This window comes from Selenomonadales bacterium 4137-cl (genome assembly GCA_032334055.1).
Taxonomy (GTDB): Bacteria; Bacillota; Negativicutes; order Sporomusales; family UBA7701; genus Anaeroselena; species Anaeroselena agilis.
The window spans coordinates 4,050,576-4,075,963 of record JAUOZS010000001.1; the positions used below are offsets into that span (position 1 = coordinate 4,050,576).

The 25,388-nt window shown below is 61.5% G+C and carries 26 protein-coding genes; 24 read left to right on the forward strand and 2 right to left on the reverse strand.

The window, feature by feature from the left end; genetic code table 11:
- Positions 1-65: 65 nt before the first annotated feature.
- Positions 66-725 carry an isoprenylcysteine carboxylmethyltransferase family protein gene (locus tag Q4T40_20745; protein MDT8903663.1) on the reverse strand — a complete coding sequence of 220 codons (660 nt, stop codon included), beginning with the start codon at positions 723-725 and terminating at the stop codon, positions 66-68.
- A 199-nt stretch (positions 726-924) separates the two neighbouring features.
- On the opposite strand from Q4T40_20745, the gene Q4T40_20750 reads away from it, so the two are divergent.
- The 20 genes from Q4T40_20750 to rsmI all read left to right on the forward strand — a co-directional run bounded on the left by Q4T40_20750 (position 925) and on the right by rsmI (position 19,336).
- Positions 925-1,392 carry a hypothetical protein gene (locus Q4T40_20750; GenBank protein MDT8903664.1) on the forward strand — a complete coding sequence of 156 codons (468 nt, stop codon included), beginning with the start codon at positions 925-927 and terminating at the stop codon, positions 1,390-1,392.
- A 91-nt stretch (positions 1,393-1,483) separates the two neighbouring features.
- A complete protein-coding gene (gene corA, locus Q4T40_20755) occupies positions 1,484-2,545 on the forward strand; it encodes a magnesium/cobalt transporter CorA (protein MDT8903665.1) in 1,062 nt (353 codons plus the stop codon).
- Positions 2,546-2,802: 257 nt separating this feature from the next.
- Complete coding sequence (gene cpaB, locus Q4T40_20760) at positions 2,803-3,633, forward strand: Flp pilus assembly protein CpaB (GenBank protein MDT8903666.1); 831 nt, start codon at positions 2,803-2,805, stop codon at positions 3,631-3,633.
- Positions 3,634-3,652: 19 nt separating this feature from the next.
- On the forward strand, positions 3,653-4,990 hold the full coding sequence (locus tag Q4T40_20765) for a pilus assembly protein N-terminal domain-containing protein (GenBank protein MDT8903667.1): 1,338 nt from the start codon (positions 3,653-3,655) through the stop codon (positions 4,988-4,990).
- Positions 4,974-6,179 (forward strand): response regulator, encoded by a 1,206-nt coding sequence (locus tag Q4T40_20770; protein MDT8903668.1) that lies wholly within the window; start codon positions 4,974-4,976, stop codon positions 6,177-6,179. The genes Q4T40_20765 and Q4T40_20770 overlap by 17 nt, the downstream gene beginning before the upstream one ends.
- Positions 6,180-6,198: 19 nt before the next feature.
- Positions 6,199-7,173 (forward strand): type II secretion system F family protein, encoded by a 975-nt coding sequence (locus Q4T40_20775; protein ID MDT8903669.1) that lies wholly within the window; start codon positions 6,199-6,201, stop codon positions 7,171-7,173.
- Between the two features lie 152 nt (positions 7,174-7,325).
- Positions 7,326-8,465, forward strand: coding sequence for a sensor histidine kinase (locus Q4T40_20780; protein MDT8903670.1), 1,140 nt, complete (start codon positions 7,326-7,328; stop codon positions 8,463-8,465).
- A 167-nt stretch (positions 8,466-8,632) separates the two neighbouring features.
- Positions 8,633-8,791 carry a Flp family type IVb pilin gene (locus tag Q4T40_20785; GenBank protein ID MDT8903671.1) on the forward strand — a complete coding sequence of 53 codons (159 nt, stop codon included), beginning with the start codon at positions 8,633-8,635 and terminating at the stop codon, positions 8,789-8,791.
- Between the two features lie 207 nt (positions 8,792-8,998).
- Positions 8,999-9,412: a pilus assembly protein gene (locus Q4T40_20790; GenBank protein ID MDT8903672.1), complete on the forward strand. Its 414-nt coding sequence runs from the start codon at positions 8,999-9,001 to the stop codon at positions 9,410-9,412.
- A gap of 18 nt (positions 9,413-9,430) precedes the next feature.
- Entirely contained in the window at positions 9,431-10,516 is a 1,086-nt protein-coding gene (locus Q4T40_20795; protein ID MDT8903673.1) for a pilus assembly protein TadG-related protein, read from the forward strand.
- Between the two features lie 14 nt (positions 10,517-10,530).
- On the forward strand, positions 10,531-11,895 hold the full coding sequence (locus Q4T40_20800) for a CpaF family protein (protein ID MDT8903674.1): 1,365 nt from the start codon (positions 10,531-10,533) through the stop codon (positions 11,893-11,895).
- An 11-nt stretch (positions 11,896-11,906) separates the two neighbouring features.
- The gene (locus Q4T40_20805; GenBank protein MDT8903675.1) at positions 11,907-12,833 is read left to right on the forward strand and encodes a type II secretion system F family protein; all 927 of its coding nucleotides are present in this window, start codon (positions 11,907-11,909) and stop codon (positions 12,831-12,833) included.
- A gap of 6 nt (positions 12,834-12,839) precedes the next feature.
- Positions 12,840-13,178 carry a DUF192 domain-containing protein gene (locus tag Q4T40_20810; protein ID MDT8903676.1) on the forward strand — a complete coding sequence of 113 codons (339 nt, stop codon included), beginning with the start codon at positions 12,840-12,842 and terminating at the stop codon, positions 13,176-13,178.
- A 208-nt stretch (positions 13,179-13,386) separates the two neighbouring features.
- A complete protein-coding gene (locus Q4T40_20815; GenBank protein MDT8903677.1) occupies positions 13,387-14,859 on the forward strand; it encodes an aminotransferase class I/II-fold pyridoxal phosphate-dependent enzyme in 1,473 nt (490 codons plus the stop codon).
- On the forward strand, positions 14,859-15,494 hold the full coding sequence (gene tmk, locus Q4T40_20820; GenBank protein ID MDT8903678.1) for a dTMP kinase: 636 nt from the start codon (positions 14,859-14,861) through the stop codon (positions 15,492-15,494). The genes Q4T40_20815 and tmk overlap by 1 nt, the downstream gene beginning before the upstream one ends.
- Entirely contained in the window at positions 15,487-15,936 is a 450-nt protein-coding gene (locus Q4T40_20825) for a YaaR family protein (protein ID MDT8903679.1), read from the forward strand. The genes tmk and Q4T40_20825 overlap by 8 nt, the downstream gene beginning before the upstream one ends.
- A 1-nt stretch (position 15,937) precedes the next feature.
- Positions 15,938-16,960, forward strand: a complete 1,023-nt coding sequence (holB, locus tag Q4T40_20830; GenBank protein MDT8903680.1) for a DNA polymerase III subunit delta' — start codon at positions 15,938-15,940, stop codon at positions 16,958-16,960.
- Positions 16,932-17,750: a stage 0 sporulation family protein gene (locus Q4T40_20835; protein ID MDT8903681.1), complete on the forward strand. Its 819-nt coding sequence runs from the start codon at positions 16,932-16,934 to the stop codon at positions 17,748-17,750. The genes holB and Q4T40_20835 overlap by 29 nt, the downstream gene beginning before the upstream one ends.
- Positions 17,740-18,489: a tRNA1(Val) (adenine(37)-N6)-methyltransferase gene (locus Q4T40_20840; GenBank protein MDT8903682.1), complete on the forward strand. Its 750-nt coding sequence runs from the start codon at positions 17,740-17,742 to the stop codon at positions 18,487-18,489. The genes Q4T40_20835 and Q4T40_20840 overlap by 11 nt, the downstream gene beginning before the upstream one ends.
- A 1-nt stretch (position 18,490) precedes the next feature.
- Positions 18,491-19,336 (forward strand): 16S rRNA (cytidine(1402)-2'-O)-methyltransferase, encoded by an 846-nt coding sequence (rsmI, locus tag Q4T40_20845; protein MDT8903683.1) that lies wholly within the window; start codon positions 18,491-18,493, stop codon positions 19,334-19,336.
- A gap of 69 nt (positions 19,337-19,405) precedes the next feature.
- Here the strand turns inward: rsmI and Q4T40_20850 are convergent, their stop codons facing one another.
- Positions 19,406-19,660 (reverse strand): AbrB/MazE/SpoVT family DNA-binding domain-containing protein, encoded by a 255-nt coding sequence (locus tag Q4T40_20850; GenBank protein ID MDT8903684.1) that lies wholly within the window; start codon positions 19,658-19,660, stop codon positions 19,406-19,408.
- 237 nt (positions 19,661-19,897) lie between these two features.
- Here Q4T40_20850 and metG point away from each other — a divergent pair, with 237 nt between their 5' ends.
- The 4 genes from metG to Q4T40_20870 all read left to right on the forward strand — a co-directional run bounded on the left by metG (position 19,898) and on the right by Q4T40_20870 (position 25,312).
- Entirely contained in the window at positions 19,898-21,823 is a 1,926-nt protein-coding gene (gene metG / locus Q4T40_20855; GenBank protein MDT8903685.1) for a methionine--tRNA ligase, read from the forward strand.
- Positions 21,824-21,985: 162 nt separating this feature from the next.
- Positions 21,986-22,753 (forward strand): TatD family hydrolase, encoded by a 768-nt coding sequence (locus tag Q4T40_20860; GenBank protein ID MDT8903686.1) that lies wholly within the window; start codon positions 21,986-21,988, stop codon positions 22,751-22,753.
- Positions 22,754-22,905: 152 nt separating this feature from the next.
- Complete coding sequence (locus Q4T40_20865) at positions 22,906-24,108, forward strand: HD domain-containing protein (GenBank protein ID MDT8903687.1); 1,203 nt, start codon at positions 22,906-22,908, stop codon at positions 24,106-24,108.
- 199 nt (positions 24,109-24,307) lie between these two features.
- Complete coding sequence (locus Q4T40_20870) at positions 24,308-25,312, forward strand: G5 domain-containing protein (protein MDT8903688.1); 1,005 nt, start codon at positions 24,308-24,310, stop codon at positions 25,310-25,312.
- Positions 25,313-25,388: the final 76 nt, after the last annotated feature.

Below are 25,388 nucleotides of genomic sequence, written 5' to 3' on the forward strand. Positions count from 1 at the left end.
GAGGTTGGGCTTTAAAGCCCAACCTCTTTTGTGTCTCTGGCTATTGATAACGCCGCGCCCGCCTGCTATTCGCCGAGGAGGAGGCGGAACCGCAGGCTGCCGACGAGCCCCGTGCGGCGGTGGTAGTCGCGGTATTCGGGGAAGGTGGCGAGCAGCAGTTTTTCCTCCCGCTTGAGCCTGAGGACGAGTATGGCGATGTGGGCCACGGAAACGGCGATCATCGGCAGGGAGGGGAACATCATTATGTTGGCGGCGGCCCAGACGATGTAGCACATGTACAGGGGGTGGCGGGAGTATTTGTAGATGCCGTGGGCGACGACGCCGTGGGCTTCGGGGAGAACGGTAAGACAGTCTTTCAGGCAAAGGAGCGCCCACAGGATGAAGGGGTATGGCAGGAGGGCGACAACGCCGCCCGCCTGCCGGAGGGAGGGGGCGAGGGGAAAATCCGGTACCGGATAGCCGATGGCGACGGCGCTGCCGACGAAACCGAGTGAGCCGACGACGCCGAGCAAAAAACCGTACGGGGAGGTATCGATGTCTTTGGGCCGATTGAAGGAGCTTTTGACGAGGAAGTAGATGTCGAGCAGCGAAACGACAACAGCCACGCCGCCCCAGAGCAGGTGGCGGCCGGAGGCGGGCAGGGAGGCCAGCCGCGCGAGGACCACCAGGAGGCAGAAGACGGTGATGACGGCGTTCGCGGTGTAGCGGATATGGTTGGCGGACATGACTCCAGCTCCTTTCCGGTGGATGTGATTTATGGTTTTCTCGAAACGACGCCCGCGTTCCTTGAGACCGCGGGTTCAATTTGCCGGGACCGCCGTCCCAGAGAGGGGGGCAGAAGGATTATTTCGCCCCCCCCTGTCACGCGGCTGTCATAATTTGCCCTTATTCTGGGGTCAGGACCAAGAAAGGGGAAATATGACAATGAAGAAACTGACGGCGATGGTTATCATGGTGTCGATCCTCGTTTTCTGCAGCGGCTACGCGTTCGCCTGGTCCCCGCAGCTCCAGGGCAGGCCGGACGGGTTCCGGCCCGGGCACAGCAGGGGAATCTTCATCTGGCGGGACGGCGACGGATTCCATCTGCGCACGACCACGCGCGGGCAGGGTCACGTTTTCAGCGGGGTCATCCGCACCGACGGCCGTTTCGGCGCTGTGCGCGACAAGGGCGAGGAGAGGAACGATTTTCACTATCTGAGCAATGACCGCGACACGATCACGTTCCGTTACCATACAAAGGGAGGCGCGGACGGGCTGGATTTCAAGGTGAAGGACGGCGACCGCCTGACTCTGGACCTGTTCATGGACGGCCACCGGATCGATACTCGGGAGATTTATGTGGGGCACCGGGGCTGGCATCCCCGTCACAGCGATTTTACTTTGCGGCGGTAAATTTTGCCTCGGCCGAGAGGAGTAGGGCGGGCGGGGCAGAATATATCGGTAGCGTATGATTGACGGGACCGCCCGCCGCGAGGAGGCTGAGGTGCCTGTGAGGAAGCGAAGCATTGCCGGGAAGGCAGGGCTGCCGCCGGAGTCTTTGGTTCATGTCGGCCGCGATTACGGCCGGGACACCAGGGTTACGGTGCTCGACTACGACGCCGCCGGCGCCCGGGAGCGGGCCGCAGGCGATGTCGCGGTCCTGGCGGCGCCCCGGGCGGCGAATGCGGTGACGTGGATAAGTGTGGACGGGCTCCACAACGTGGGCCTTATCGAGAAGATAGGCGCCGCGTTCGCCATCCACCCGCTGGTGCTGGAGGATATTCTGAACACCCACCAGCGGCCCAAGCAGGAGGATTACGGCGATTACCTCTATATCGTGTTCCAGGCGTTCGTTCTCGAGCAGGACGGGACGATGGCCGGCGAGCAGGTGAGTATGATCGTGGGCGACGGCTATGTGCTTTCTTTCCAGGAGAGCGGCCGGGAGCTTTTCAAGGCGGTCCGCGAACGGATCAACAGCGGCAAGGGCCGCATCCGGCGCGAGGGGGCCGATTATCTGGCCTATTCGCTGATCGACACGATCGTCGACAATTACTTCGTAGTGCTAGAGGACCTGGGGGAACGGCTGGAGGATCTGGAGGACACCCTGGTTACCCGGCCGGGGCAGGGGACGCTGCAGGACATTCATTACCTCAAGCGGGAGATGCTGTTTTTCCGCAAGGCGCTCTGGCCGCTCAGGGAAGTGATCGGCGCGCTGAGCCGCGGCGAGTCGCCGCTGATCAGGCAGACGACCCTGCCATATGTCCGCGATGCGTACGATCACACCGTTCAGGTCATCGATACGCTGGAGACTTACCGCGACATTCTGTCAGGCATGCTGGACATTTACCTGTCGAGCGTCAGTTACCGGCTGAACGAGGTTATGAAGCTGCTGACGATCATCTCGACCATCTTTATCCCGCTGACGTTTCTCGCCGGGGTTTACGGGATGAACTTCCGGTATATGCCTGAGCTGGAATGGGAGTATGGGTATCCCGCGGTATGGGCGGTGATGATTCTGGCGGGACTGGTGATGGTGCGCTATTTCCGCCGGCGCGGCTGGCTGTGAGGAATATTGGTTTGGGGGGCGGCCCGGAGGGGCCGCTTTTTTATTTATTGTTGAAAAGGCCCCGGCCGTTCACGAACGGGTAGAGAAGCACGCAGCGTCAGACCAAGTTTTTCAGCGGTCCGGGAGTTCGGTGGGTCCGTGGTCCCAGAAAAACGAGACTGTTCCCAGCGCCGGTTTAAGGCCCTGGTCGGATGAGGCGGCAGGGGGTTTGCGCTACAATTAAAGCATGACAGGAGTGGATCATTGGAGGGGAAGACGTGGCAAAGTTATCACCCAAGGGGCTGGTCGCCGTTGCCCTGGTTTTCAGCCTGGCAGCGGCCGTGCTTGTCTATAGCTATCTTAAGGGCCTGGCCGATCAGACCGTAAGGCAGGGGCTGCCGGTGGTGGTGGCTAAGGCCGATATTCCGCCGAAGACGAAAATGACCGCCGATATGCTGCAGGTGGTGAACGTGCCGCCCGAGTATATCCAGCCGGGAGCGGTGCAGGAGGTCGGCAAGGCTGTGGGCGCGGTGGTCCGCGATAAGATCGTCGCCGGCGAACAGATCACCCAGCGGCGGCTGTTCATCGCGGGCCAGTCGTCCGGGTTCACGGGGATTATACCGCCGGACAAGCGGGCGGTGTCGGTGGCGGTGACGGAGGTGACCGGCGTGGCCGGTCTCGTCAGGCCGGGCGATTACGTGGATGTGATCGTGACATTCGACACCAATATCATCGGTGAGCATCTTAGCCAGATTTTCCTCCAGAATGTCAGGGTGCTGGCCGTTAACCGCGAGACCGAGACCGGCGCGCCCGAAGGCGCGAAGAAGGAGGCGTCGTCCAAGATGACGGTGACGCTGGCGGTGTCGCCCGACGAGGCGGCCAGGCTTACGGTGGCCGAGGAAAAGGGCAAAATCCGGCTGGTGCTGAGGCCCTATCTGCCGAGCGACGTGATGGTGGTAACCAACGCGCTGAAGCCGCGCGATATCGTGAACGCCTCCGCTCCTCCGGCGGCCCCTCAGGCTGCGACGGGCGGGGCCGCTCCGGCACCGTCACCCAAGGGTATTCAGGTTATCCGCGGTACAAAAACGGAAATGATTCCGGTCAACTGAGGCCGGCGGAGGTTTTGCGATGAAACGGGGAATTGTGAGGATAATCGCGCTGCTGCTGCTCTGTTTCGCCTTCCAGCCGACGCCGGCGTCGGCTAATGAGAAGATTTCGGTGGCGGTCAGCCAGTCCCGGCTGTTCAATATCAGCGGGGTGGAACGGGTGGCGGTGGCCAATCCCGAGGTGGCCGACGTGCTGGTCGTGTCCGGTTCCGAGGTGTTGATCGTCGGCAAGCAGCCGGGGGTGACGACGCTGCATATCTGGTCGGCGGCCGGCCGGGGCAGCTACGATGTGGAGGTCGGCACCAACGACACGCAGATCGCCAATGATATCAAGGCTATTCTGGGGTATCCCGACATCCGCGTGAGCAAGGTGGGCAAGAACGTCATCCTCGAGGGCGGCGTCAATGACCAGTACCAGAAGCTGCGGGCCGAGAAGGTAGCCGGCGCTTACGGCGAAAAGGTCGTGAACCTGCTGGAGATCGTAAGGCCGGTGCAGGTGAAGATCGAAGCGCGGGTGATCGAGATAAATCGTTCGAAGACCGACAATCTGGGCATCAAGTGGGGCAACGACCCCACCAACCCCGGTACCTTCCGGGCCGGGCAGACGCCGCAGAAGGACTGGAAGGTCACTTATGGCGACGGTTCCTCGGGCTACGTCTACAACAACGCCCTAATCGATTCCAAGCCATACGGGAAAACGTGGGGCGGGCACGGCGGCTACTGGGACGTCAACGCCCAGCTCGACGCGCTCGTCAAGCAGGGGTTGGCCAAGATACTGTCCCAGCCGAACGTGATCACGCTGAGCGGCGAGAAGGCCAACATCCTCGTCGGCGGCGAGATACCGATTCCGATAGCGATGCTCAATGGCGCGATATCGGTGGAATGGAAGCAGTTCGGCATCAAGCTCGAAATTTCGCCTGAGGTCAACAGCGAGGGCCTGATCAACAGCAAGATAAAGGCGGAGGTCAGCACGGTCGACTGGAGCAGCGATCATAAGATCGGTCTCAGCCAGAATTTCCAGATTCCGCCGATCAACACCCGCCGGGCCGAGGCCAGTATCGCCCTGTCCTCCGGCCAGACGATGGCTCTCGGCGGCCTGATCGCCAGCGAAACGCTGAAGGATGTGACGAAGGTTCCGGGGCTGGCCGATATACCCATCCTCGGCAAGCTGTTCACCAGCAAGTCGTTCAGCCGCCATGAAACCGAGCTTGTCATCCTCATTACGCCGACGATCGTCGATCCCCGGGAGTACGTGCCCGGTATGACGACCGAGATGAAGGACATGGTGAAAGAGGACCCGTATGCCGACGGACAAAAGAAAAATGCGCCGGGAGGTAAGCGAGATGGCGGCAAAGATTAAGGTTCTCATTGTCGACGATGTCGAGGCCACCAGGGACAGTATAAGAAAGCTGCTGGCTTTCGATCCGGATATCGCCGCCGTCGACCAGGCCGGGACAGCCGAGGAGGCGATCGCCAAGGCCAGGGCGGTCCAGCCGGAAGTCATCCTTATGGATATCAACATGCCCGGCATGGACGGGCTGTCGGCCACCGCGCTGCTCGGCAACGAGGTGCCCAACGCCTGCGTCATCATCATGAGCGTGCAGGGCGAGCAGGAGTACCTGCGCCGGGCGATGCTGGCCGGTGCCAAGGATTATCTCATCAAGCCGTTCACCGGCGACGAGCTGCGGCAGGCGATAAAACAGGTACACGCGAGCGAGCAGAACCGGCGCAAGGTTATCCCGCTTGAGGCACGGCAGCCTGCGGCCGGCAAGGTTATAACCGTTTTCAGCACCAAGGGCGGGGTGGGCAAGACGACCATCGCCACTAATCTGGCGGTGGCGCTTGGGACCAGGTCCAGGCAAAAGGTGTGTATTGTCGACGCCGACCTGACTTTCGGCGATGTCAGCCTGTTCCTTAACGTTCTGCCGAGAGCGACGGCGGCCGATCTGGCGGCCGACGGGGAAGCTCTGGAGACCGGCCAGCTGTCCGGGTACCTGACCCGCTACGACGATTATGTGGACGTGCTGGCGGCCCCGCTCCGACCGGAGCAGGCGGAGCTCGTCACCGCCGCTCACCTGGGCGCGGCGCTTAAAGCGTTGCGCGGCGCTTACCGGTATGTGATCGTCGATACCGCCCCGTCCTTTGGCGAGGCGATGCTTACGGCCCTCGACGAGGCCGACCAGATACTGGTGATTTCTTCTCTTGACCTGCCGACGATCAAAAACGTCAAGCTGTGCCTGGAGATAATGGATTCGCTGGCGTATAGCGGCGAGAAGGTGAAGCTGGTGCTGAACCGGGCCACCGGCGAGGGCGGCATGGATGTGCGGGAGGTGGAGGAGAGTCTGCGGCGTCCCTTCGCCGCTGTTTTGCCGAGCGACGGCAAGGTGGTGGTGCCGTCGGTCAACCGCGGCATTCCTTTTGTTGTCACCAACCCCGAGGCGGGAGTTTCCCAGGGGATTTTCAACCTTGCGAAAGGCGTTGCCGGCGAGGCCGCCGGACACGAGGAGCCTCGCGGGGTGGTGCACCGCCTGAAACGGCTGCTGGGCTGACGTGAGGATGTGAGCGAAAATGCCTTTTATGATCGCTGCGGTTACTTTTCTGGCGGTGCTGACCGTGCTGGCGGCGCTGATTTATTACCTGTCTTCGTCCCGCCGGGAGCTCGTCGGGCGGCTGAGCCGTTACGTCGAGCTGCCGGCGGCGGGGGATGTGCCGCTTAAGGTGTCGCTGGGCGGCGCGGGCCTGTCAGGCTGGCGCGCTTTCGTGCGGCGGATGAGCAGGCACTTCGAATCGCCCCGCCGCTCGCGTACCGTCGAGCGGAAGCTGGTTCAGGCCGGACTGCCGCTCCGCGCAGCGGAGTTTATGGTAATATGCGCCGGGGCGGCCGGGCTGGGCGCGCTGCTGCTGCTGACTACTTCCGGCGGCAAGTTGGCCGCGGCCGTCATCGGCGGCTGCGGCGGTTTTATCGCGCCGCATATCGCCGTGCGCATTAAAGCGGCCAAGCGCCTGAGGCTGTTCAACGACCAACTGGGCGACGCCCTCGTGCTGACGGCCAATTCGCTGCGCACCGGCTACAGCTTTCTGCAGGCCCTCGAGATGGTGGCGAGGGAGATGCCGGAGCCAATCGCGGGCGAGTTCGCCCGCACCCTCAAGGAGATGGCCCTGGGGATGACGACCGATCAGGCGATGAATAATCTTGCCCGCCGGATGGACAGCGACGATCTCGACCTTGTTGTCACCGCGGTGCTTATTCAGCGGCAGGTGGGAGGTAATCTGGCGGAGGTGCTGGACAACATCGCCGGCACCATCCGGGCGCGCGTCAAGCTCAAGGGCGAAATCCGCACGCTGACCGCCCAGGGCCGCGCTTCCGGGGTCGTGCTGGCCGCGTTGCCGGTTTGCGTCGGGCTGGCGGTTTTCGTTATCAATCCCGGCTACATCAGCCTGCTCTTTACCCATCCGATCGGCCAGGCGATGACGGGCGGCGCGATCGTCGGCCAGCTTTTCGGCGCGCTGGTCATCCGCGAGATTATCAATATCAAGCTTTAGCGGCAAAACGCCGTCCGGAGGGACCGGCGCGGGCGGCATTGATAAATGTGGGCGGACTTGGCTTTTGCCAAGTCTTTCTCATGGGCGCCCGGCAGGGATATATGCCGCCTGACGCGAATTGACCCGGAAAGAGTGTGCGGAAGGGTGGCCTTATGCAAAAGCTCGACGTCAAAATACTCGACAAGATCGTCAAGCAGACGATCGCGGCCGTGGAAAAGGGCAAGTCGCAGATTTTCGATATTTACGAGGCGGCCCGTACCGAGATGGAGAACGTCAAGAAGGACCTTGAGAGGATCAAGCAGGAGACGACCGAGGTCATCGCCCGCGTCGACGGTCTGGAGAAGAAGGAGCGGCGGGCCCGCCTGCGACTGGCCGAGGTTCACCGCAATTTCCGGGTTTTCAGCGAGGAGGACATGAAGCAGGCCTACCAGGACGCCGAGAACGTGCGCGTCGACCTGGAGGTGGCCCGCGAACAGGAGCGGAATCTCCGCCGCCAGCGGGACGATATGGAGCTGCGACTGCGCAACCTGAAGGATACGCTGCAGCGGGCCGAGGGACTGGTGACCCAGGTGGGCGCCGCGCTGGGCTTTCTGGGCGATCATATGGAGACGGTGCTGACGCAGATCGATTCCCTGCAGCAGCGGCAGGCGTTCGCCGCCAAGATCATCAGGGCCCAGGAGGAGGAGCGGCGGCGGGTGGCGCGGGAGATCCACGACGGGCCGGCTCAGGCGATGGCCAATGTCGTCTTCCGGGCGGAGGTGTGCGAGCGGCTGCTGGAGAACGATCTCGCCCGGGCGCGGGAGGAGCTTAAGGATCTGCAGGAACAGATCAGATATGTATTGAAGGAAACGCGCAAGATCATCTTCGGGCTCAGGCCGATGACGCTCGACGACCTGGGCCTGGTGCCCACGCTGCGGCGGGTGCTGGACACGCTGCGGGAGCGGTCGGGGGTTTTCCCGGAAATCAAGGTGACGGGCGAGGAGAAACGGCTGAGCACTCACCTGGAGGTCGGCCTTTTCCGGACGGTGCAGGAGGCGCTGACGAATATCGAGAAGCATGCCAAGGCTTCCGCCGTCCTGGTTAGGATCGATTACCGTCCGACGATGGTGACCGCGCTCATCGAGGACGACGGGCAGGGCTTCGACCCCGGCGCCGACCGGAGCGGGACGGAGAGTTTCGGCATCATGGGGATGCAGGAGCGCATCTCGCTGCTGGGGGGCGAATTTTCGATCAGGTCGCAGAAGGGAAGAGGCACGAAGGTGCTGCTCAAGGTGCCGCTGAAGGGCGAGTAGTATAGGACCAACAACCCTGTATTGTCTGGGACCGGGCGACGCCCAAGCTGAGACCATCCGACCAGTAAAGATAAGACTTGCGGTCGATGGCGGGGCGCGGGCGGAGTGCTACAATGAAATCACAATCTGGTCCCCAATTTTAATTTACAATACAGGAGGAAAGACAAATGATGAACGTGTGGAATTATCTTCGTAACCAAAAAGGGCAAGGCATGGTCGAATACGGTCTGATCCTCGCCCTGATCTCGATCGCCGCCATCACCCTGATGCCTCAGGTCGGCACCGCGATCAACAACGCCTTCAACTCCGTCGTCACCGCCCTCTAATCGATGCTTCGATGGCCCCCTGGCTACAGCCGGGGGGCTTTTTCGTCCGGGACGAAAATCCCAGACGGGGAATGGGACTTCCTCCTTAGAAGAATAAGACTGTGGCACGATGCCGGCCGAGCCTGGCGGTGCTAGAATAAGGGTAAGATAAAGTGGCCCGGCTGTCCGCTGCGGCGGACGCGGGAATAGGCGCGAGGAGGTAAAGGCATGCAAGCGATTGTTCGGTATATCCGCAGTCACAGGGGTCAATCGGTGGTCGAGATAGCGCTGGCGCTGCCGTTTCTCATGCTGGTGCTGGCCGGCATGTGCGATTTTGGGCTGTATATGTACAAGACCACCCTGGCCAATGAGGCCGCGCGGGCCGGGGCCAGGGCCGCCACCCTGCACAAGACTAATGAAGACATAATTGCGGCTGCGAAAAAGGCCACCCCCCTGCGGTTTGATAATAACGCGGAACCGACCGTCAAACCGGTTCCCCTGGCCGAGGAAGCCCGGACCAGCGACAGCGAGGTCACCGTCACCGTCGAAGGCCAGCACAGTCTGCTGACAAAGGATATTGCCGGGATATTCGGGAGCGGTACGGTTACCATCAAGGGCACCGCCACCATGCGCATGGAATAGCGGAAGGAGCTGGCTGATATGTTGATGAAGGTGTTCAGGGAACAACGGGGCAGCTCCCTGGTGATGGTGGCTGTCGGCATGGTTTTCCTGCTCCTTATGGCCGGCCTGGTGATCGATGTCGGCAACTTATACCTTGAGAAGACCATCGCTCAGAACGGCGTCGACGCCGCCGCTCTGGCCGGGGCCACCGCCCTGCCCGATCAGGCGGCCGCCACGAGCCGGGCCGATCATTACGCCGATCTCAACAGGCTGAGCAATGGCACGCTTACCCCCGATTTCAGCAAGGGAGCGGGGCGGATCGATCTCACCTATACCAAGATTGTCGATACTTTTTTGATGAAAATAGCCAATTATTTTTATAGCGGCAGCTACGACAAGGTCACCGTCCGGGTGGCCGCGGCCGCCAAACGGAAGTACGGGGGCGGGCCGTTCGCCTATACCATTTTTTCCGGCAGCGACTTTGATATGCTGCCCCTCAACGGCAGCCGGCTTTATGTCGACGGTTCCGTCCACTCGGACGCCGACCTGAGGATCAACGGCTGCGATATCACCGTCACCGGCGTGGCCGAAGCCCACGGTATCGTAAGGGTGAACGGCAGCCAGCTCAATATTCCCACGCAGATTTCCAACGCCCCGAGGATAGCCATGCCTGATTTCAGTCAGCAGATCAGCGATCAGGCCGCCGCCGTCAACCATGTATTCAACGGCGATAAAACTTATAACGGCGGACCGATAAGTGTCGACGGCTCGATCCACGTCAACGGGTCGGTGACGCTCAACGGCAACACGATCAGCGGCACGGGCGCCATCCTGGCCAGCGGCGGGGACATCAACATCAACGGCAATATCATCAACAGCACAACGGGCGATCAGGTCTGCCTGTATTCCCAGACTGGCAGCATCCATATCAACGGCAACAATATTACTGTCAACGGGATTATCTACGCCCCCAACGGCGATATTCAAATCAACGGCAGCAACATCACCGTGAACGGCCGTATTGTCGGCAACACCGTGAAAATCAACGGCAGCAACTTCCGGGTCAACGGTCAGAATGTGGAGGTTACCTCCCTGCCGTCTACCGGTAGCGTGCTTATCGAATAACGGGGGATAGACCTATGTCGCTCCTACGGCGTTTGGAGGCCAAGCAAAACGAGGTCAGCCCGGCTGTCAAAGACAGGCCCAAGGCTCCCGCCGCCCTGAGGCTTGATCCCTATCAGGGGCTGAAAATGCGTATCCACAAGCGGATCGTCGACGAGCTGAGCGCCGAGGAGAGCAAGCTGCTGACCGACAAGGACGCCGACCGGCGGCAGCTTAACGATATCGTAGCGAGGCTGGCGAACGCCCTGATGGACGAGGAGTCGGCGCCGGTGCCCCGCGGCGAGCGGGCCCGCATCATCACCGAGGTGGTTGACGAGGTCCTCGGCTACGGGCCGATCGACCCGTTGCTCCAGGATGAGACGATTTCCGAGGTGATGGTCAACGGGCCGGCGCAGGTGTACGTGGAGCGCAAAGGCAAGCTCATCCTTACCGACGTGCGTTTCCGCGACGACGCCCATATCTTGCATGTTATCGAGAAAATCGTCGCCCCGCTGGGCCGCCGCATCGACGAGGGTTCGCCGATGGTCGACGCCCGGTTGCCGGACGGCTCGCGCGTCAACGCGATCATCCCGCCGCTGGCCCTTAAAGGGCCGTGCCTGACGATCCGCAAGTTTGCCAAGGACCCGCTTACGGTGAACGATCTTGTCAATTTCGGGACGATGACCCGCGATATGGCTGACTTCCTGCAGGCCTGCGTCGAAGGAAAGCTCAACATTGTCGTGTCCGGCGGCACAGGTTCCGGCAAGACTACGACCCTCAACGTCCTGTCGTCGTTCATTCCCGGCGACGAGCGCATTGTCACGGTGGAGGACGCCGCCGAGCTGCAGCTTCGTCAGGAGCATGTGGTGACGCTGGAAACGCGCCCGCCGAACATTGAGGGCAAGGGCGCGATAACGATGCGCGACCTGGTGCGCAATTCGCTGCGGATGCGGCCCGACCGCATTGTGGTGGGCGAGGTGCGCAGCGGCGAGGCGCTCGATATGCTGCAGGCGATGAACACCGGCCACGACGGCTCGCTGACCACCGGCCACGCCAACAGCCCGCGCGACATGCTCAGCCGTCTGGAAACGATGGTGCTGATGGCCGGTATGGATCTGCCGGTGCGGGCCATCCGCGAGCAGGTCGCTTCGGCGGTCGATCTTATCGTGCAGCAGGCCCGCCTGCGGGACGGCAGCCGCCGGGTGACCCACCTCACCGAGGTGCAGGGCATGGAGGGCGACGTTATCACCCTGCAGGACATATTCGTGTTCGAGCAGACCGGCAAGGACGAGACGGGCCGTATTACCGGCCGCCTCAAGCCGACCGGAATAAGGCCGAAGTTTGTAGAGAAGCTGGCCGCCAACGGCATTCAGCTGATTCCTGAGGTATTCATGGTCAAATAGGCGGTGAAAAAATGCTGTTTCTTATCGCCACCATCACCTTCGCTACGATATTTATGCTGACGTATCTGCTGGTTTCCGCCTATGCGCCGCTGTGGGGCGGGCAGGTCACGCTGCGGTTGAGGGCCCTCGATAGCATGGCGGAGGCCGATGTCCCGGACGAGGAGATGACCAAGCCCTTCAGTCAGCGGGTGCTGGCTCCGGTGACAGGCAGTTTCGCGGGCTTTTTTCTGCGGTTTACGCCGCAATCGACCAAGCGGATGACCGAGGAACGGCTGGCGGCCGCCGGCGGGTTCGGTGGCCTGAGCGCCGGCCAGTTCCTCGTTCTGACGGGCTTCACGGCCGTGGGTCTGGCCATAATCAGCGCTGTGGTCGCCGATTCGGCCCATCTGCCGGCGAATAAGACGGCCGGTTATGCGATATTTGCCCTGGCGGTCGGGCTGGTTTGGCCGTTTTATGTTCTAAACCGCAGGGCCGCCGCCCGCAAAGCCAGTATGCAGAGGGATTTGCCCGACGTGCTCGATATCCTGACGGTCAGTGTCGAGGCTGGTCTCGGCTTCGACGGCGCGCTGGCCAAGCTGGCGGAGAAGATGCATGGGGCGTTGGTGGACGAATTCACCCGCGTGCTGCAGGAGATCAGGGTGGGGGTGCCGCGCCGCGCCGCTCTGCACGCGCTGGCGCTGCGCTGCGATGTCCCCGACGTATCTTTGTTCGTCACAGCCCTTATTCAGGCTGACCAGCTTGGGGTCAGCGTCGGCAACGTGCTGAGGGTGCAGTCGGCGGCGGTGCGGGAGAAACGCCGCCAGCGGGCCCAGGAGAAGGCGATGAAAGCGCCGATCAAGATGCTGATCCCGCTGGTGTTGTTCATTTTCCCGGCGATTTTCATCGTGCTGCTCGGGCCGGCGATGATACAGATTTTTACTACTTTTATTCAAAGGTAGGCTGTTATGGAGATTGTCAACGTGACGACCGGCAAGCTGCTGGCCAATGACGCGCGGCTGGCGGACAGTTTTTTTACCCGCCTGAGGGGCCTACTGGGGACGGAGGGCCTGCCGGATGGCGGCGGGCTGGTTATCAGGCCGTGTTGCAGCATTCACACCTTTGGCATGAAGTATCCCATCGATGTGCTGTTCGCCGCCGACGGCGACCGGGTGGCGCATACGGTGGCTAACCTTGGACCGGGGCGGATGACGCTGTGTCGCGGCAGCCGCTATGTGATAGAGCTGCCGCCGGGGACGCTGGACCGTACCGGGACAAAGCCCGGCGACCAACTGCGGCTGGGGTGAAAAGAATCAGGATGGAACGACCCCTGCCAACGGGCAGGGGTTTGGCGTGTTTGCCGGCGCTCTTCACGGCGGTAGACAGGGTATTTATTGTATAGCTTTGGCCACTGTGATACAATTAATAATGATTTCTACCGTTAGTGCTTACACTAAGGACAGCCGTCCTTTGCGCACGGGTTTTTTCGTTCCCTATTTCGGGAGGTGAATTTGGTTGCCGGGCTATTCGCAAGAAGAGACGCCTCTGCTCGCGGCAATGAAACGCTATGTGGACGACGGGGTAATCCCTTTTCATACACCGGGACATAAGTTCGGCAAGGGGATGCACCCGCGGCTGGAGAATATCCTCGGCCGGACCGCTTTGGAACTCGATCTGGCGCTCCTTCCCGAGCTGGATGACCTGCATGAGCCCCACGGTTGCATCAAGGAGGCCCAGGATCTGGCGGCCGAGCTTTACGGGGCCGACCACAGCTTTTTCGTCGTTAACGGCACGACCGGCGGCATTTATGCGATGATTTTGACCATCGCCGGCCCCGGCGATAAGATCATCGTACCCCGCAACGCCCACCGGTCGATTATCGGCGGGGTTTTGCTGAACGGGGCGATCCCTATTTTCACGAATCCCGTGGTGGACAGGCATCTCGGCATCTCTCACGGGGTGACTCCCGAGACGGTGGAGGAGGCGGTCCGCAAGCACCCCGACGCCAAGGGGGTGCTGATCATCAACCCCACTTATTACGGCGTGGCTGCCGATTTGCGCCGGATCGTCGATATCGTCCACGACCACAATATGCCGGTGGTGGTGGATGAGGCCCATGGCCCGCATCTGCGTTTTTCCCCCCATCTGCCGCTGCAGGCATTGGACGCGGGGGCGGATATCTGCGCCCAGAGCACCCATAAGATAATCGGCGCGCTGACCCAGTGCTCGATGGTCCACTGCCGCGAGGGACGCGTGAGCGTGCCCCGCCTGAAGGCGATGCTGCAGCTCGTTCAGTCGACCAGTCCTAATTATCTGCTGATGGCGTCGCTGGATGTGGCCCGCATGCAAATGGCGACCCAGGGGCGCGAACTGGTGGCGCGGTCGGTGGAGCTGGCCGAGTGGGTACGCGCGGAGATCAACAAGATTCCCGGTCTGTATTGCTTCGGCGCCGACAAGCTCGGTACGCCCGGGGTCTACGGCCTTGATCCCACCAAGGTGACGGTGACGGTAAAGGGACTGGGCCTCAAGGGGGCTGAAGCGGAGCGCATCCTGCGCCACGAGTACAAGGTGCAGGTGGAATTATCCGATATGTATAATGTTCTTTTCCTGATTACGATGGGCGACGGCGAGGCCGAGGCCCGGACGATGGTGGAAGCGTTGCGCGGTCTGGCGGCCAATCATGCCGGCAGGCGTGATTTCACGGCGGTCGAGGGCGCTTACGGCGACGCTTACCCGCCCATACCGGAGCAGGTGCTGTCCCCCCGTCAGGCGCTGTTCGGCCATACCAGGACGATTCCTTTCAAGCAGGCGGCCGGACGGGTGTGCGCCGAAATCATCACTTTCTATCCTCCCGGCATTCCCCTGCTCTGTCCCGGCGAGCGCATCTCGACGGAGACCATCGATTACTGTCTGCGCCTGCAGAAGGCCGGCCTGCATATTTCCGGGCCGGAGGACTATATGTTGAAAACAGTCAAAGTGGTGGAATAATGGTAGGGGTGCTGATTACCTTCGAGGGTCCCGACGGCGGGGGCAAGACGACCCAACTGGGCCTGCTGGCGGACCATCTTCGCCGGCGGGGCCATACCGTCGTCTGCACGCGCGAACCGGGCGGCACGGCGTTGGGTGATAAGATCCGCTGCCTGCTGCTCGACCCCGCGAATGCGGCGATGGCTCCGTGTACCGAGGCGCTGCTGTATATGGCCGCGCGGGCCCAGCACGTGGCCGAGGTGATCGCGCCGGCGCTGGGGCGCGGGGAGGTGGTCCTTTCCGACCGCTACGCCGATTCGACGCTTGTTTACCAGGGAACGGCCCGGCGCCTGGGGCGCGAAGATCTTGACGCCATAAACCTGTTTGCTACCGGCGGGGTGACTCCCGATCTGACCATCCTGCTGGAGAGCGACGACGCCACCCTTGACGGGCGCGTGGCGGGGCGGGGCGACGCCGACCGCATCGAGGGGGAGGCGGCCGCTTTCCATGCTCTGGTGCGCGAGGGGTTCAGGGAACTGGCCGCGGCAGAGCCCGACCGGGTAAAGGCTGTGGCTGCCGATGGCGGCGTAGACGAGGTCCACCGCGCGGTGGTGGAGATTGTGGAGGAGTTTTTTTGCAGGAGGGCTTATGGTTAAAATAAACAACGTGCGTCCCGGCGGGACGCCGGTGTTGCCTGAACGCGAGGCTGCAGGCCACCCGGAAAAGACCGGCGGCCTGTTTACGGCCGATCTGTCGAAGGCCGAGGATTCGCTGTCCAAGGAGAAGATGAACGAGCTGCTGGACAGGATTTCCGAGCAGGGCCGGCGGCTTGGCGAGGTGCCGACCTATGCCGAGCTTAAGGCTTACCGGGAGCTTGTGCGCTCCTTTCTCGCCGAGGCGGTGGGCCGCGCATACACGCTGCAGGCCCAGGCCGGCTGGGACCGTCACGGGCGCCAGAAGATGTACGCCGTTGTTAAGGAGATCGATCATCAACTGACCGAGCTGGCGGAGGACGTCCGCCAGGGGCAGGAGCGCCAGCTGCAGATCATGGGTCGGCTGGACGCCATCCGCGGCATGCTGGTCGATCTGTACAGCTGATATGGTTACGCGGTGGGAAGATATCGCTGGGCACGACAAGGTGACGGCGATGCTGTGCAATATGCTTGCCTCGGGCCGGATGCCGCATGCCTTGCTGTTTGAGGGGCCGGCCGGCATCGGCAAGCTGCTGGCGGCGAGGACGCTGGCGGCCGCGATTCTCTGCGGGGGGCGGGACAAGCCATGCGGAGAATGTCCGTCCTGCCGGCTTGTGGGGCAGGGCACCCATCCCGATCTTGTCGAGCTGGCGGCCGACGGGGCGAGTCTGAAAATCGACCAGATCCGGGCGCTGCAACACGAGGCGGCGCTCGCGCCATATTTCGGTTCCGGCCGGGTTTTCCTGGTCGAGGAGGCGGAAAGGCTCACCGTGCAGGCGGCCAACAGCCTATTGAAGATTCTTGAGGAACCCCCGGCCGGGTCGGTGTTCATTCTTACGGCGTCTTCCCGGCACGCCATGCTGCCGACCGTTGTTTCCCGCTGCCGGGTCTTTCCATTCCGGCCGCTGGCCCCCGAGGCTCTCGCCCGCCTGCTGGCGGCGCGGGGGGCGGACGGGGCGCGGGCGGCGATGGCGGCCCGCCTGTCCGGCGGCAGGGTGGGCGAGGCATTGGCTTTGTTGGCCGAGGGGGGCCTGGCGCTTAGAGACGCTGCACTGACCGTCGTGGCCGCCCTGCCGGCCGGCGGGGCTTCGCTGGTATGGGCGCAGGGAGCGGCGCTGGATAAGCTGGCGGCACCCGAGCTGGCGGCATTCCTCCGCCACCTGCGGCAGGTGCTGCGCGATCTGCTGGTCGTCGTCAGCGGCCGGGAGGAACTGGCGCTCAACAGCGATGTGGCCGGCGAACTGCGCCGCGCCGCCGCCGCCTGGGACGCCCGCCGCCTTGACGAGGCGCTGCGGGTGGTGCGGGACGCAGGTCGGGCTTTGGAAGGAAACGCCAATACCCGCCTCACGCTGGAGGCGATGCTGATACATTTATTGGAAGCGGCAAGGGAGGGAACGCGAGATGCAGACCGTCGTCGGTATTCGGTTTAAGAAAGCGGGCAAGGTTTACTATTTCGACCCCGGGCAGCTCAGCCTGGCGGAGAACGACCACGTAATCGTCGAGACGACCAGGGGGTTGGAGTACGGCCGGGTGGTCATCGGCCCGCGCGAGGTCAAGGACGAGGATATCGTGGCGCCGCTGAAGCCGGTGCAACGTAAGGCAACGCCTCAGGACGAGGCCAAGGTTCGCGACAATGAGGCCAAGGAGGCGGAGGCTTTCCGGGTCTGCCAGCAGAAGATCCAGGCCCATAACTTGCCGATGAACCTCGTGGATGTCGAGTATACGTTCGATGTAAACAAGATAATCTTTTATTTTACCGCCGAAGGCCGGATCGATTTCCGCGAGCTTGTCAAGGATTTGGCGGCGGTGTTTCGCACCCGCATAGAGCTTCGCCAGATCGGGGTGCGCGACGAGGCGAAGATGGTGGGGGGCATCGGCTGCTGCGGGCGGCCGCTATGCTGCGCTACTTTCCTCGGTGATTTCGAGCCGGTGTCGATCCGGATGGCCAAGGATCAGAATTTATCCCTTAACCCGACGAAAATTTCCGGCATCTGTGGCCGGCTGATGTGTTGCCTGAAGTACGAGAGCGACTGCTACGGCTCGTGTTGCAAGAAGACGCCCGCGCCTCAGGCGGGCCGCGAGGTTATGACGGTGGAGGGCGAGGGTAAGATCACCGCCGTTAACGGCGCCAAACGGACGGCGTCGGTCCGCCTGAAGGACGGCAAGATGCTGGAGATTCCGTGGGAAGAGGTTGTGGAAAAAGAGGAAAATGGCAAATGAGGTTTTGCGTCCGGGCGAACGCCTGGACGATTTGCTAATCGGCGGCCTCAAGATTATTCAGCAGGCCGACCGGTTCCGCTTTTCTCTCGACGCGGTGCTGCTGGCCCACTTCGCGACGGTGAAGCGGGGAGCGGCGGCTGTCGACTTGGGCGCGGGCACGGGGGTGCTGGGACTGCTGCTCGCCGCCAGGGGGGCGAAGCGAGTGACGGGGGTGGAGATCAGCCCCGAGATGGCGGACATGGCCCGACGCAGCGTCGGCGTCAACGCTCTCGACGACCGCCTGGCGGTGGTATGCGCCGATGTGCGGGCGATTCCGGAAGGCGCCCTGTTGGCGGGGCGGAACTGGGATCTGGTGGTCGCCAATCCGCCCTACCGGCCGCTGGGCGGCGGGGGAGTGAGCCCCCGGGAGGAATTGGCGCTGGCCCGCCATGAACTTGCCGGCGGTCTGGACGATTTTGTCGCGGCGGCTGCTTTTCTTCTCAAGGACAGAGGACGGCTGGCGATGGTGCATCTGCCGGAGCGGCTTACGGACGTCGTCGGCGCGCTGCGGCGGGAGGGCGTGGAACCCAAGCGGCTGCGGCTGGTTCATCCGGCTCCCGGCAAGGCTGCCAAGCTGCTGCTGGCCGAGGGGGTGCGCGGCGGAAGGCCGGGCCTGAAGGTTGAGCCGCCGCTATACGTTTACGGCGAGGACGGCTGCTATAGCAGGGAGCTTACGGCTTATTACCAGGCAGGTGAATAGTATGGAAAAGGGCTCCGGAACACTATATCTGTGCGCGACCCCGATCGGCAATCTGGAGGATATGACGTTCAGGGGCGTGCGGGTGCTGAAGGAGGCGGCGGTCATCGCCGCGGAGGATACCCGGCACACGCGGAAGCTGCTCAGCCACTTCGACATCCATACGCCGCTGGTGAGTTACCACGAGCATAACAAGGCGGCCCGCGGGCCGGAACTGGTCGCCCGCCTGTCGGCCGGCGAGGATGTGGCCGTGGTCAGTGACGCCGGGCTGCCCGGGATATCCGACCCTGGCGCCGATCTGGTGAGGCTGGCGCTGGCGGCGGGGGTGCCGGTGACGCCGGTGCCAGGGGCGAATGCGGCCCTCGCGGCGCTGGTGGCGTCCGGTCTCGATACGGCCATGTTTTTGTTTGTCGGTTTTCTGCCGCGGGCGGCAAAAAAACGGCGCGAACTTGTGGCATCCCTGGCGGAGCTGCCGTATACCCTGATTTTTTACGAGTCGCCTCACCGGCTGGCGGATACGCTGGCCGAGCTGACGGCTGCGTTTGGCGACCGCCCGGCGGTCGTGGGCAGGGAGCTGACGAAAAAGTTCGAGGAATTCGCCCACGGTCCGTTGGCGACCCTTGGCAGCCGGTTTGCCGCTCAGGCGCCCCGCGGCGAGATTACGCTGGTGGTCGCGGGCGGGACGGGAAAGGCGGCGGCGCAGGACGAGCCGCAGGACGAGCCGGCGACAGCGGTGGCCAGGCTGGTGGACGGCGGGACGCCCAAGAAGGAGGCCATCAGGCGGGTGGCTGCCGAACGGGGACTGCCGCGCCGGGAGGTCTACCAGGCTGTCGTGGCGGCGGAAAAATAGGCGGGTCGACTGTTTTCAACGAAAAAAATAGAGGCCCTTTTCAGGCCTCCTTTTCGGCAAAATGCTGATTTAGACTGCTTTTTGCCCCATGGTTGTCAGACACTCTTTGCAAACGTTCTTGCCACGGAAATTGGTGATCTCGTCCGCATTGCCGCAGAAAACGCATGCCGGCTCGTATTTGCGGAGGATTATGCGGTCGTTGTCGACGTAAATTTCCAGCGCGTCCTTCTCTTCGATATCAAGGGTCCGGCGGAGTTCGATGGGTATTACGACCCTTCCTAGTTCGTCCACTTTGCGTACGATGCCAGTTGATTTCATGTTCAGTTCCCCTTCCATTTCAACATGATTCGACAAAAAATGTCTACCTAAATAATACCAGAAATTACAATGCTTGTCAACCCCCTGTTTTGACAAAAAAACACATGTTTTCCAATAAATGTTCTTAATTGTCGAACGCTAATATTTGACATTGCTGGTCAATTTATCTATAATTGTTGGGAATACAAGCTTTCTCGCTCCTCTAAGTTGCTGGGGAAATATTGGTCGATAAGGAGTGCTTATATGTCTGAAAAAAAGTTTTATATTTCTACGCCGATCTACTATCCGAGTGATAAGCTACATATCGGCCACGCTTACTGCACGACGGTGGCCGATGCCCTAGCCCGCTACAAACGGCTGGCCGGCTACGATGTTTTTTTCCTTACCGGGTCGGACGAGCACGGGCAAAAAATTCAGCGCAAGGCTCAGGAAAACGGCGTGTCTCCGCAGCAGTATGTCGACAAGATTGTCGCGTCTTTCCGCCACCTGTGGGAGAAAATGTCGATTTCCTACGACGATTTCATCCGTACCAGCGAAGTTCGTCACCGCGAGGTCGTGCAGACGATTTTTCAAAAGATCTACGACCAGGGCGACATCTACAAGGCGTCTTACGAAGGCTGGTATTGCACTCCCTGCGAGACTTTCTGGCTGGAGCGCCAGTTAAACGAGGGCAACTGTCCCGATTGCGGCCGGCCGGTGGAGCTGCTGAGGGAGGAGAGTTATTTCTTCCGGATGTCGAAATATCAGGACCGGCTGCTGGCCTACATAGAGGCTAATCCGGACTTTATTCAGCCGACGTCGCGCCGCAACGAGATGATCAATTTCATCAAGGGCGGCCTGGAGGACCTGTGCGTATCGCGCACGACCTTCGACTGGGGCATTCCGGTGCCGTTCGACACAAAGCACGTCGTTTATGTATGGTTCGACGCCCTTACGAATTATATCACTGCCGCTGGCTATCTGCAAGACCGTGGCAAATTTGCCAAGTATTGGCCGGCGGATATCCACCTGGTGGGTAAGGAGATTGTCCGTTTCCACGCGATCATCTGGCCTGTCATTCTGATGGCGCTAGGCGTCGAGTTGCCGAAGATGGTGTACGGCCATGGCTGGCTGGTGATGGAAGGGGACAAGATGTCCAAGTCCAAGGGCAACGTCATCGATCCGCTGGTGTTGATCGACGAGTTCGGCGCCGACGCGATCCGCTATTTTCTGTTGCGGGAGATTATGCTCGGCAACGACGGGAATTTTTCGCGCGGGGCCCTCATCAACCGCATTAACGCCGATCTGGCCAACGATCTCGGCAATCTGCTCCATCGCACGGTTAACATGGTGGGCCGCTTCAGCGGCGGCGTGGTTCTGGCCCCGGAGGAGCGGGAGGCGGTGGACGAGGAGCTCGTGCGGCTGGCGCAGGAAACGGCGGCCGAATACGAGCGGGCGATGGAGAGGCTGGAGGTCAACGCCGCCATCAAGGGTGTGTGGGCGCTGATCGGTCGCGCCAACAAGTATATCGACGAGACGGGACCGTGGGCGTTGGCCAAGGACCCGGCCAAAAAGGGCCGCCTCAACACGGTGTTGTATAATCTGGCCGAGGTATTGCGGATCGTGGCTATCCTGATTTCTCCCTTTATGCCCGGTACGACGCCGCGCATCTGGCGTCAGCTCGGCCTGGCCGGCGACCCGGCCGCGGCGAGGCTGGACGATGCCCAGCGCTGGGGCCTGCTGCCGGCGGGCACGAAGATGACGGCGCCGGAGGCGCTATTCCCGCGCATCGAGGAGAAGGAGGAGACTGGGGAAGTGGACGAAGCCAAAAATCCGCAGGAGGCGACGAAGCCTGCCGTGCCGGTTCTACCCGAGGTAAGCATCGAGGATTTTGCCAAGATGGATTTTCGCACCGCCAGGGTGTTGGCGGCCGAGAAGGTCGAAAAGGCTGACAAGCTGCTGAAGCTGACGGTCGATCTTGGCGGCGAGGAGCGGACGATTATCTCGGGCATCGCCCAGCATTACGCGCCTGCGGACCTCGTGGGCAAGGACGTGGTTATGATCGTCAACTTGAAGCCGGCCAAGATCCGCGGCATCGAGTCGCGGGGAATGGTGCTGGCGGCGGTCAACGGCGACAAGCTGGCGGTGGTTACCGCTCCGGGGATGGAACCCGGAAGTAAGGTAAGATAGGCATATATAGGGGAGGCTGTCCATAACTTCCTAGCTGCTTTGTTGCTTTCAGCTGCCTTCCCCGGCGTATACAAACGTTTCGCGGAGGAAACGGTGGCGTCAGCCTCCGGTGCGCCCTGCAGTTAGAGCGTTCTGAACAGCCACTGCATTTTGGAGGATACTATGCTATTCGATTCCCATGCTCATCTTGACGATAAACGCTTTCACGACGACCGCGACGAGGTGGTTGCCAGGGCGGTGGCCGGCGGCCTGACCGGGATACTCAACGCCGGTGCGGATATGTTCTCGTCGGCGCGGGCGGTGGAGCTGGCGGCGAAGCATGATATCGTGTGGGCGGCGGTCGGCATCCATCCCCATGACGCCAAGGACGCCCGCGAGGAAGATTACGACAGGCTGGCGGCGTGGTGCGCTCTCCCCAAAGTGGTGGCGGTGGGTGAAATCGGCCTCGATTACCACTACGATTTTTCGCCCCGCGAGGCCCAGCGGGCGGTGTTTGTCAGCCAACTCGACCTGGCCCGCCAGGTTGGCAAGCCGATAATAATCCACGACCGCGAGGCTCACGCCGATGTGCTGGCGACCGTAAAAAATGAGGGCAAAGGGCTGGCCGGGGTGTTCCATTGTTTTTCGGGCAGCGTGGAGATGGCCCGCGAGGTGCTTAAGATGGGGTTTTACGTTTCGGTGGCCGGGCCGGTGACCTTTGCCAACGCCCATAAGCTGCACGAGGTGGTGAAGGCGGTGCCGCTTGACCGCCTGCTGGTCGAGACGGATTGCCCGTACCTGACGCCCGAGCCTTTTCGGGGACGACGCAACGAGCCCGCTCATGTGCGCTATGTGGCCGAAAAAGTGGCCGGGCTGCTGGGGCTGGAGCCGGAGGCTTTGGCGGCCCGGACGACGGAGAATACGAAGAGACTGTTCGGGATAACGGTTTAGAGCAAGAAAAGAGCTGCCGCAAGGCGGCTTTTCGTTTGGATGACCGTAGTATATAAACATTGGGCGAAAAGCCGCTTGGCCGGCGGGCAGGATAGCGGGCGGGGACGGGGAATATTATTTAGAATATGATTTTTGCGATGGAGGATAAGCCGGTGATCAAGAAGGAGCTGTTGGAGTTTTTGTATGAGAGCGCCCATATCCAGCGCTGGAATGATCATATGCGCCCCAAAGGGGGTTTCACGGAACTCGATAAACAGGCCCATAAGATGATCATCGCCTATGTCCTAGCCAAGTACGAGGTCGAGGACCGCAGGGCGACGGTGAACTGGCGGCTGCTGATCGAGGGAGGGCTGTTCGAGTTTTTGCACCGCGTAAGGGTGACGGATATCAAGCCGCCTGTTTTCCACGAGCTGATGGCCAGGCACGGCGCGGAGCTTAACCGCTGGGTGCTGGATGAGCTTAAGGAAAGAATGGATTCGCTGGCCGGGGATTTTGGCGGCAACTTCGCGCGCTATCTTACCGACCCGGCGTACGCGGCGATGGAGAAGAAGATTCTCAGGGCGGCGCATTATCTGGCGACCGACTGGGAGTTTCAGATGATTTATCAGCTAAATTCCCATATTTACGGGGTGGAAGAGACCAGGACCCGTATTGCCAACGAATTGGAGGAGCATTACGACCTGGTGGGGGTGCAGAAGATCGGCCTGGGCCGCAAGACACGCCATTTCATCGACCTGGTGGGGCAGCTGCGTTTCCAGCAGCGTTGGGCGCAGTCGCCGCGGGTGCCGGAGACGTCGGTGATGGGGCACATGCTGGTCGTGGCGATGTTGGCGTATTGCTGCTCGCTGGAGGTGGGGGCGTGCGAGGCGCGCCTGGTAAACAACTATTTCGCCGGCCTGTTCCACGACCTGCCGGAGGTGCTGACCCGGGACATAATCTCGCCGGTCAAAAGCTCCGTGACCGGGCTGGACGAGCTTATCAAGGAGATTGAGGCGCGACAGGTCGCCCAGAAGCTTTACCCGCTGCTGCCGGACGGCTGGCACCGGGAGATCAGGTATTACATCGAGGATGAGTTCGCCAACAAGGTCATCCTCGACGGCAGGGTGACGAAGGTGGCGTCCGGTGATATCGCCGCCCGCTACAACGAGGACGCTTTTTCGCCGCTGGACGGGGAGTTGGTCAAGGCCTGCGATCATCTGGCAGCCTATATCGAGGCGTCGCTGTCGATCGCTCACGGCATTACGTCCCGGCCGCTCAGGGACGGCGTCGAGGCCCTGTACGCAAGGTATGGGCAGCGTCGCGAGGTGGCGGGGGTGGATTTCGGCCGGCTGTTCGGTTACTTTCGGGATGCTTAGCGGTGAGGCGCGGCGGGAGTTGCCGTTACGGTATGGTTGCTAATGTCACGGTGGGGCCGGCGGAAGCCGGTCCTCTTGCTTATGGTATAGAACGCCCCGTTTTTGGATATAACTTGAATTGAGGCAGGAAATCGCTGCCTCGTTTGACACTCGCCTACCTGCTATGGTATAATTTACGAACCTGGAAAGGGGGAAGTGAATGAGTGGTTTAAAAACCGCAAGTTTACGCAAGTTTGCGGTCAATTTTGATAGGGGCCGGACGATTCTTGTCGCTGCTCTTATCATAACATCACTGGTAATCACGGGGGCTGTCTGGTCCAGCAAGAATGTTACGGTTGTGGCCGACGGCAAGAAGACTACAATATATACTGTCCACGATAATCCGCAAGACATTCTGCACCAGATTGGCGTCTATCTCGCCAGCAAGGACGAATACAGGATGTCGACAGCCAACGTGACCGAGGGGACGATTATCACGGTTTACCGGGCAGTGCCGGTCGAGGTGATTTACAAGGACCGCACGCGGATTGTGATTACCGGCAAGCCCACGGCGGGCGAAGTGGCCGCCAGTCTGGGATACGGTCCCGGCCGCGGCCGCACGGAGCCAGCTGAGACGACGCCAGTAAAACCGATGATGAAGATTCGGCTGATTTCGCTGACGGAGAGCATGGTTACGCGCAAGGTGCCCATCCCGCCGCCTGTTGTCCGCCAACCGGACGGGACGCTGGAAAGGGGCCTCGAAGAGGTTCTCGACGAGGGTGAGGAAGGTCTCAAGGAGGCTACCGTAAAGCTGCATTTCGAGGACGGCGCCCAGACGGCCACCACTACTGTGACCGAGAAGATGCTGGTGGAGCCCAAACCTCAAATTCTGCGGGTCGGCACACGCGAGACGGTCCAGACGTCGCGGGGGACGATGCGCTTTAGGAAGGCGTATCTGATGGAAGCGACGGCATATCTGCCCACCGACGGCAGCGGCGAAGGGATTACGGCGAGCGGCCTTGCGGCCCGCCACGGGATTGTGGCGGTCGATCCTTCCGTTATCCCGCTCGGCACGCGGGTGTATGTGCCCGGCTACGGACTGGCGCTGGCGGCGGATACCGGCGGCGCGATAATCGGCCACCGGATCGACCTGTGTATCGAAGATTATGACGCGGCCTGGGCTTTCGGGCGGCAGATGGTCAAGGTGTATGTATTGGCCGATTAAGAGAAGGTCAAAGGGGGTAAATCCGCAAGGGTTTACCCCAATATTTTGCCGGCAGGCGGGAAGAATAGCTATGGCA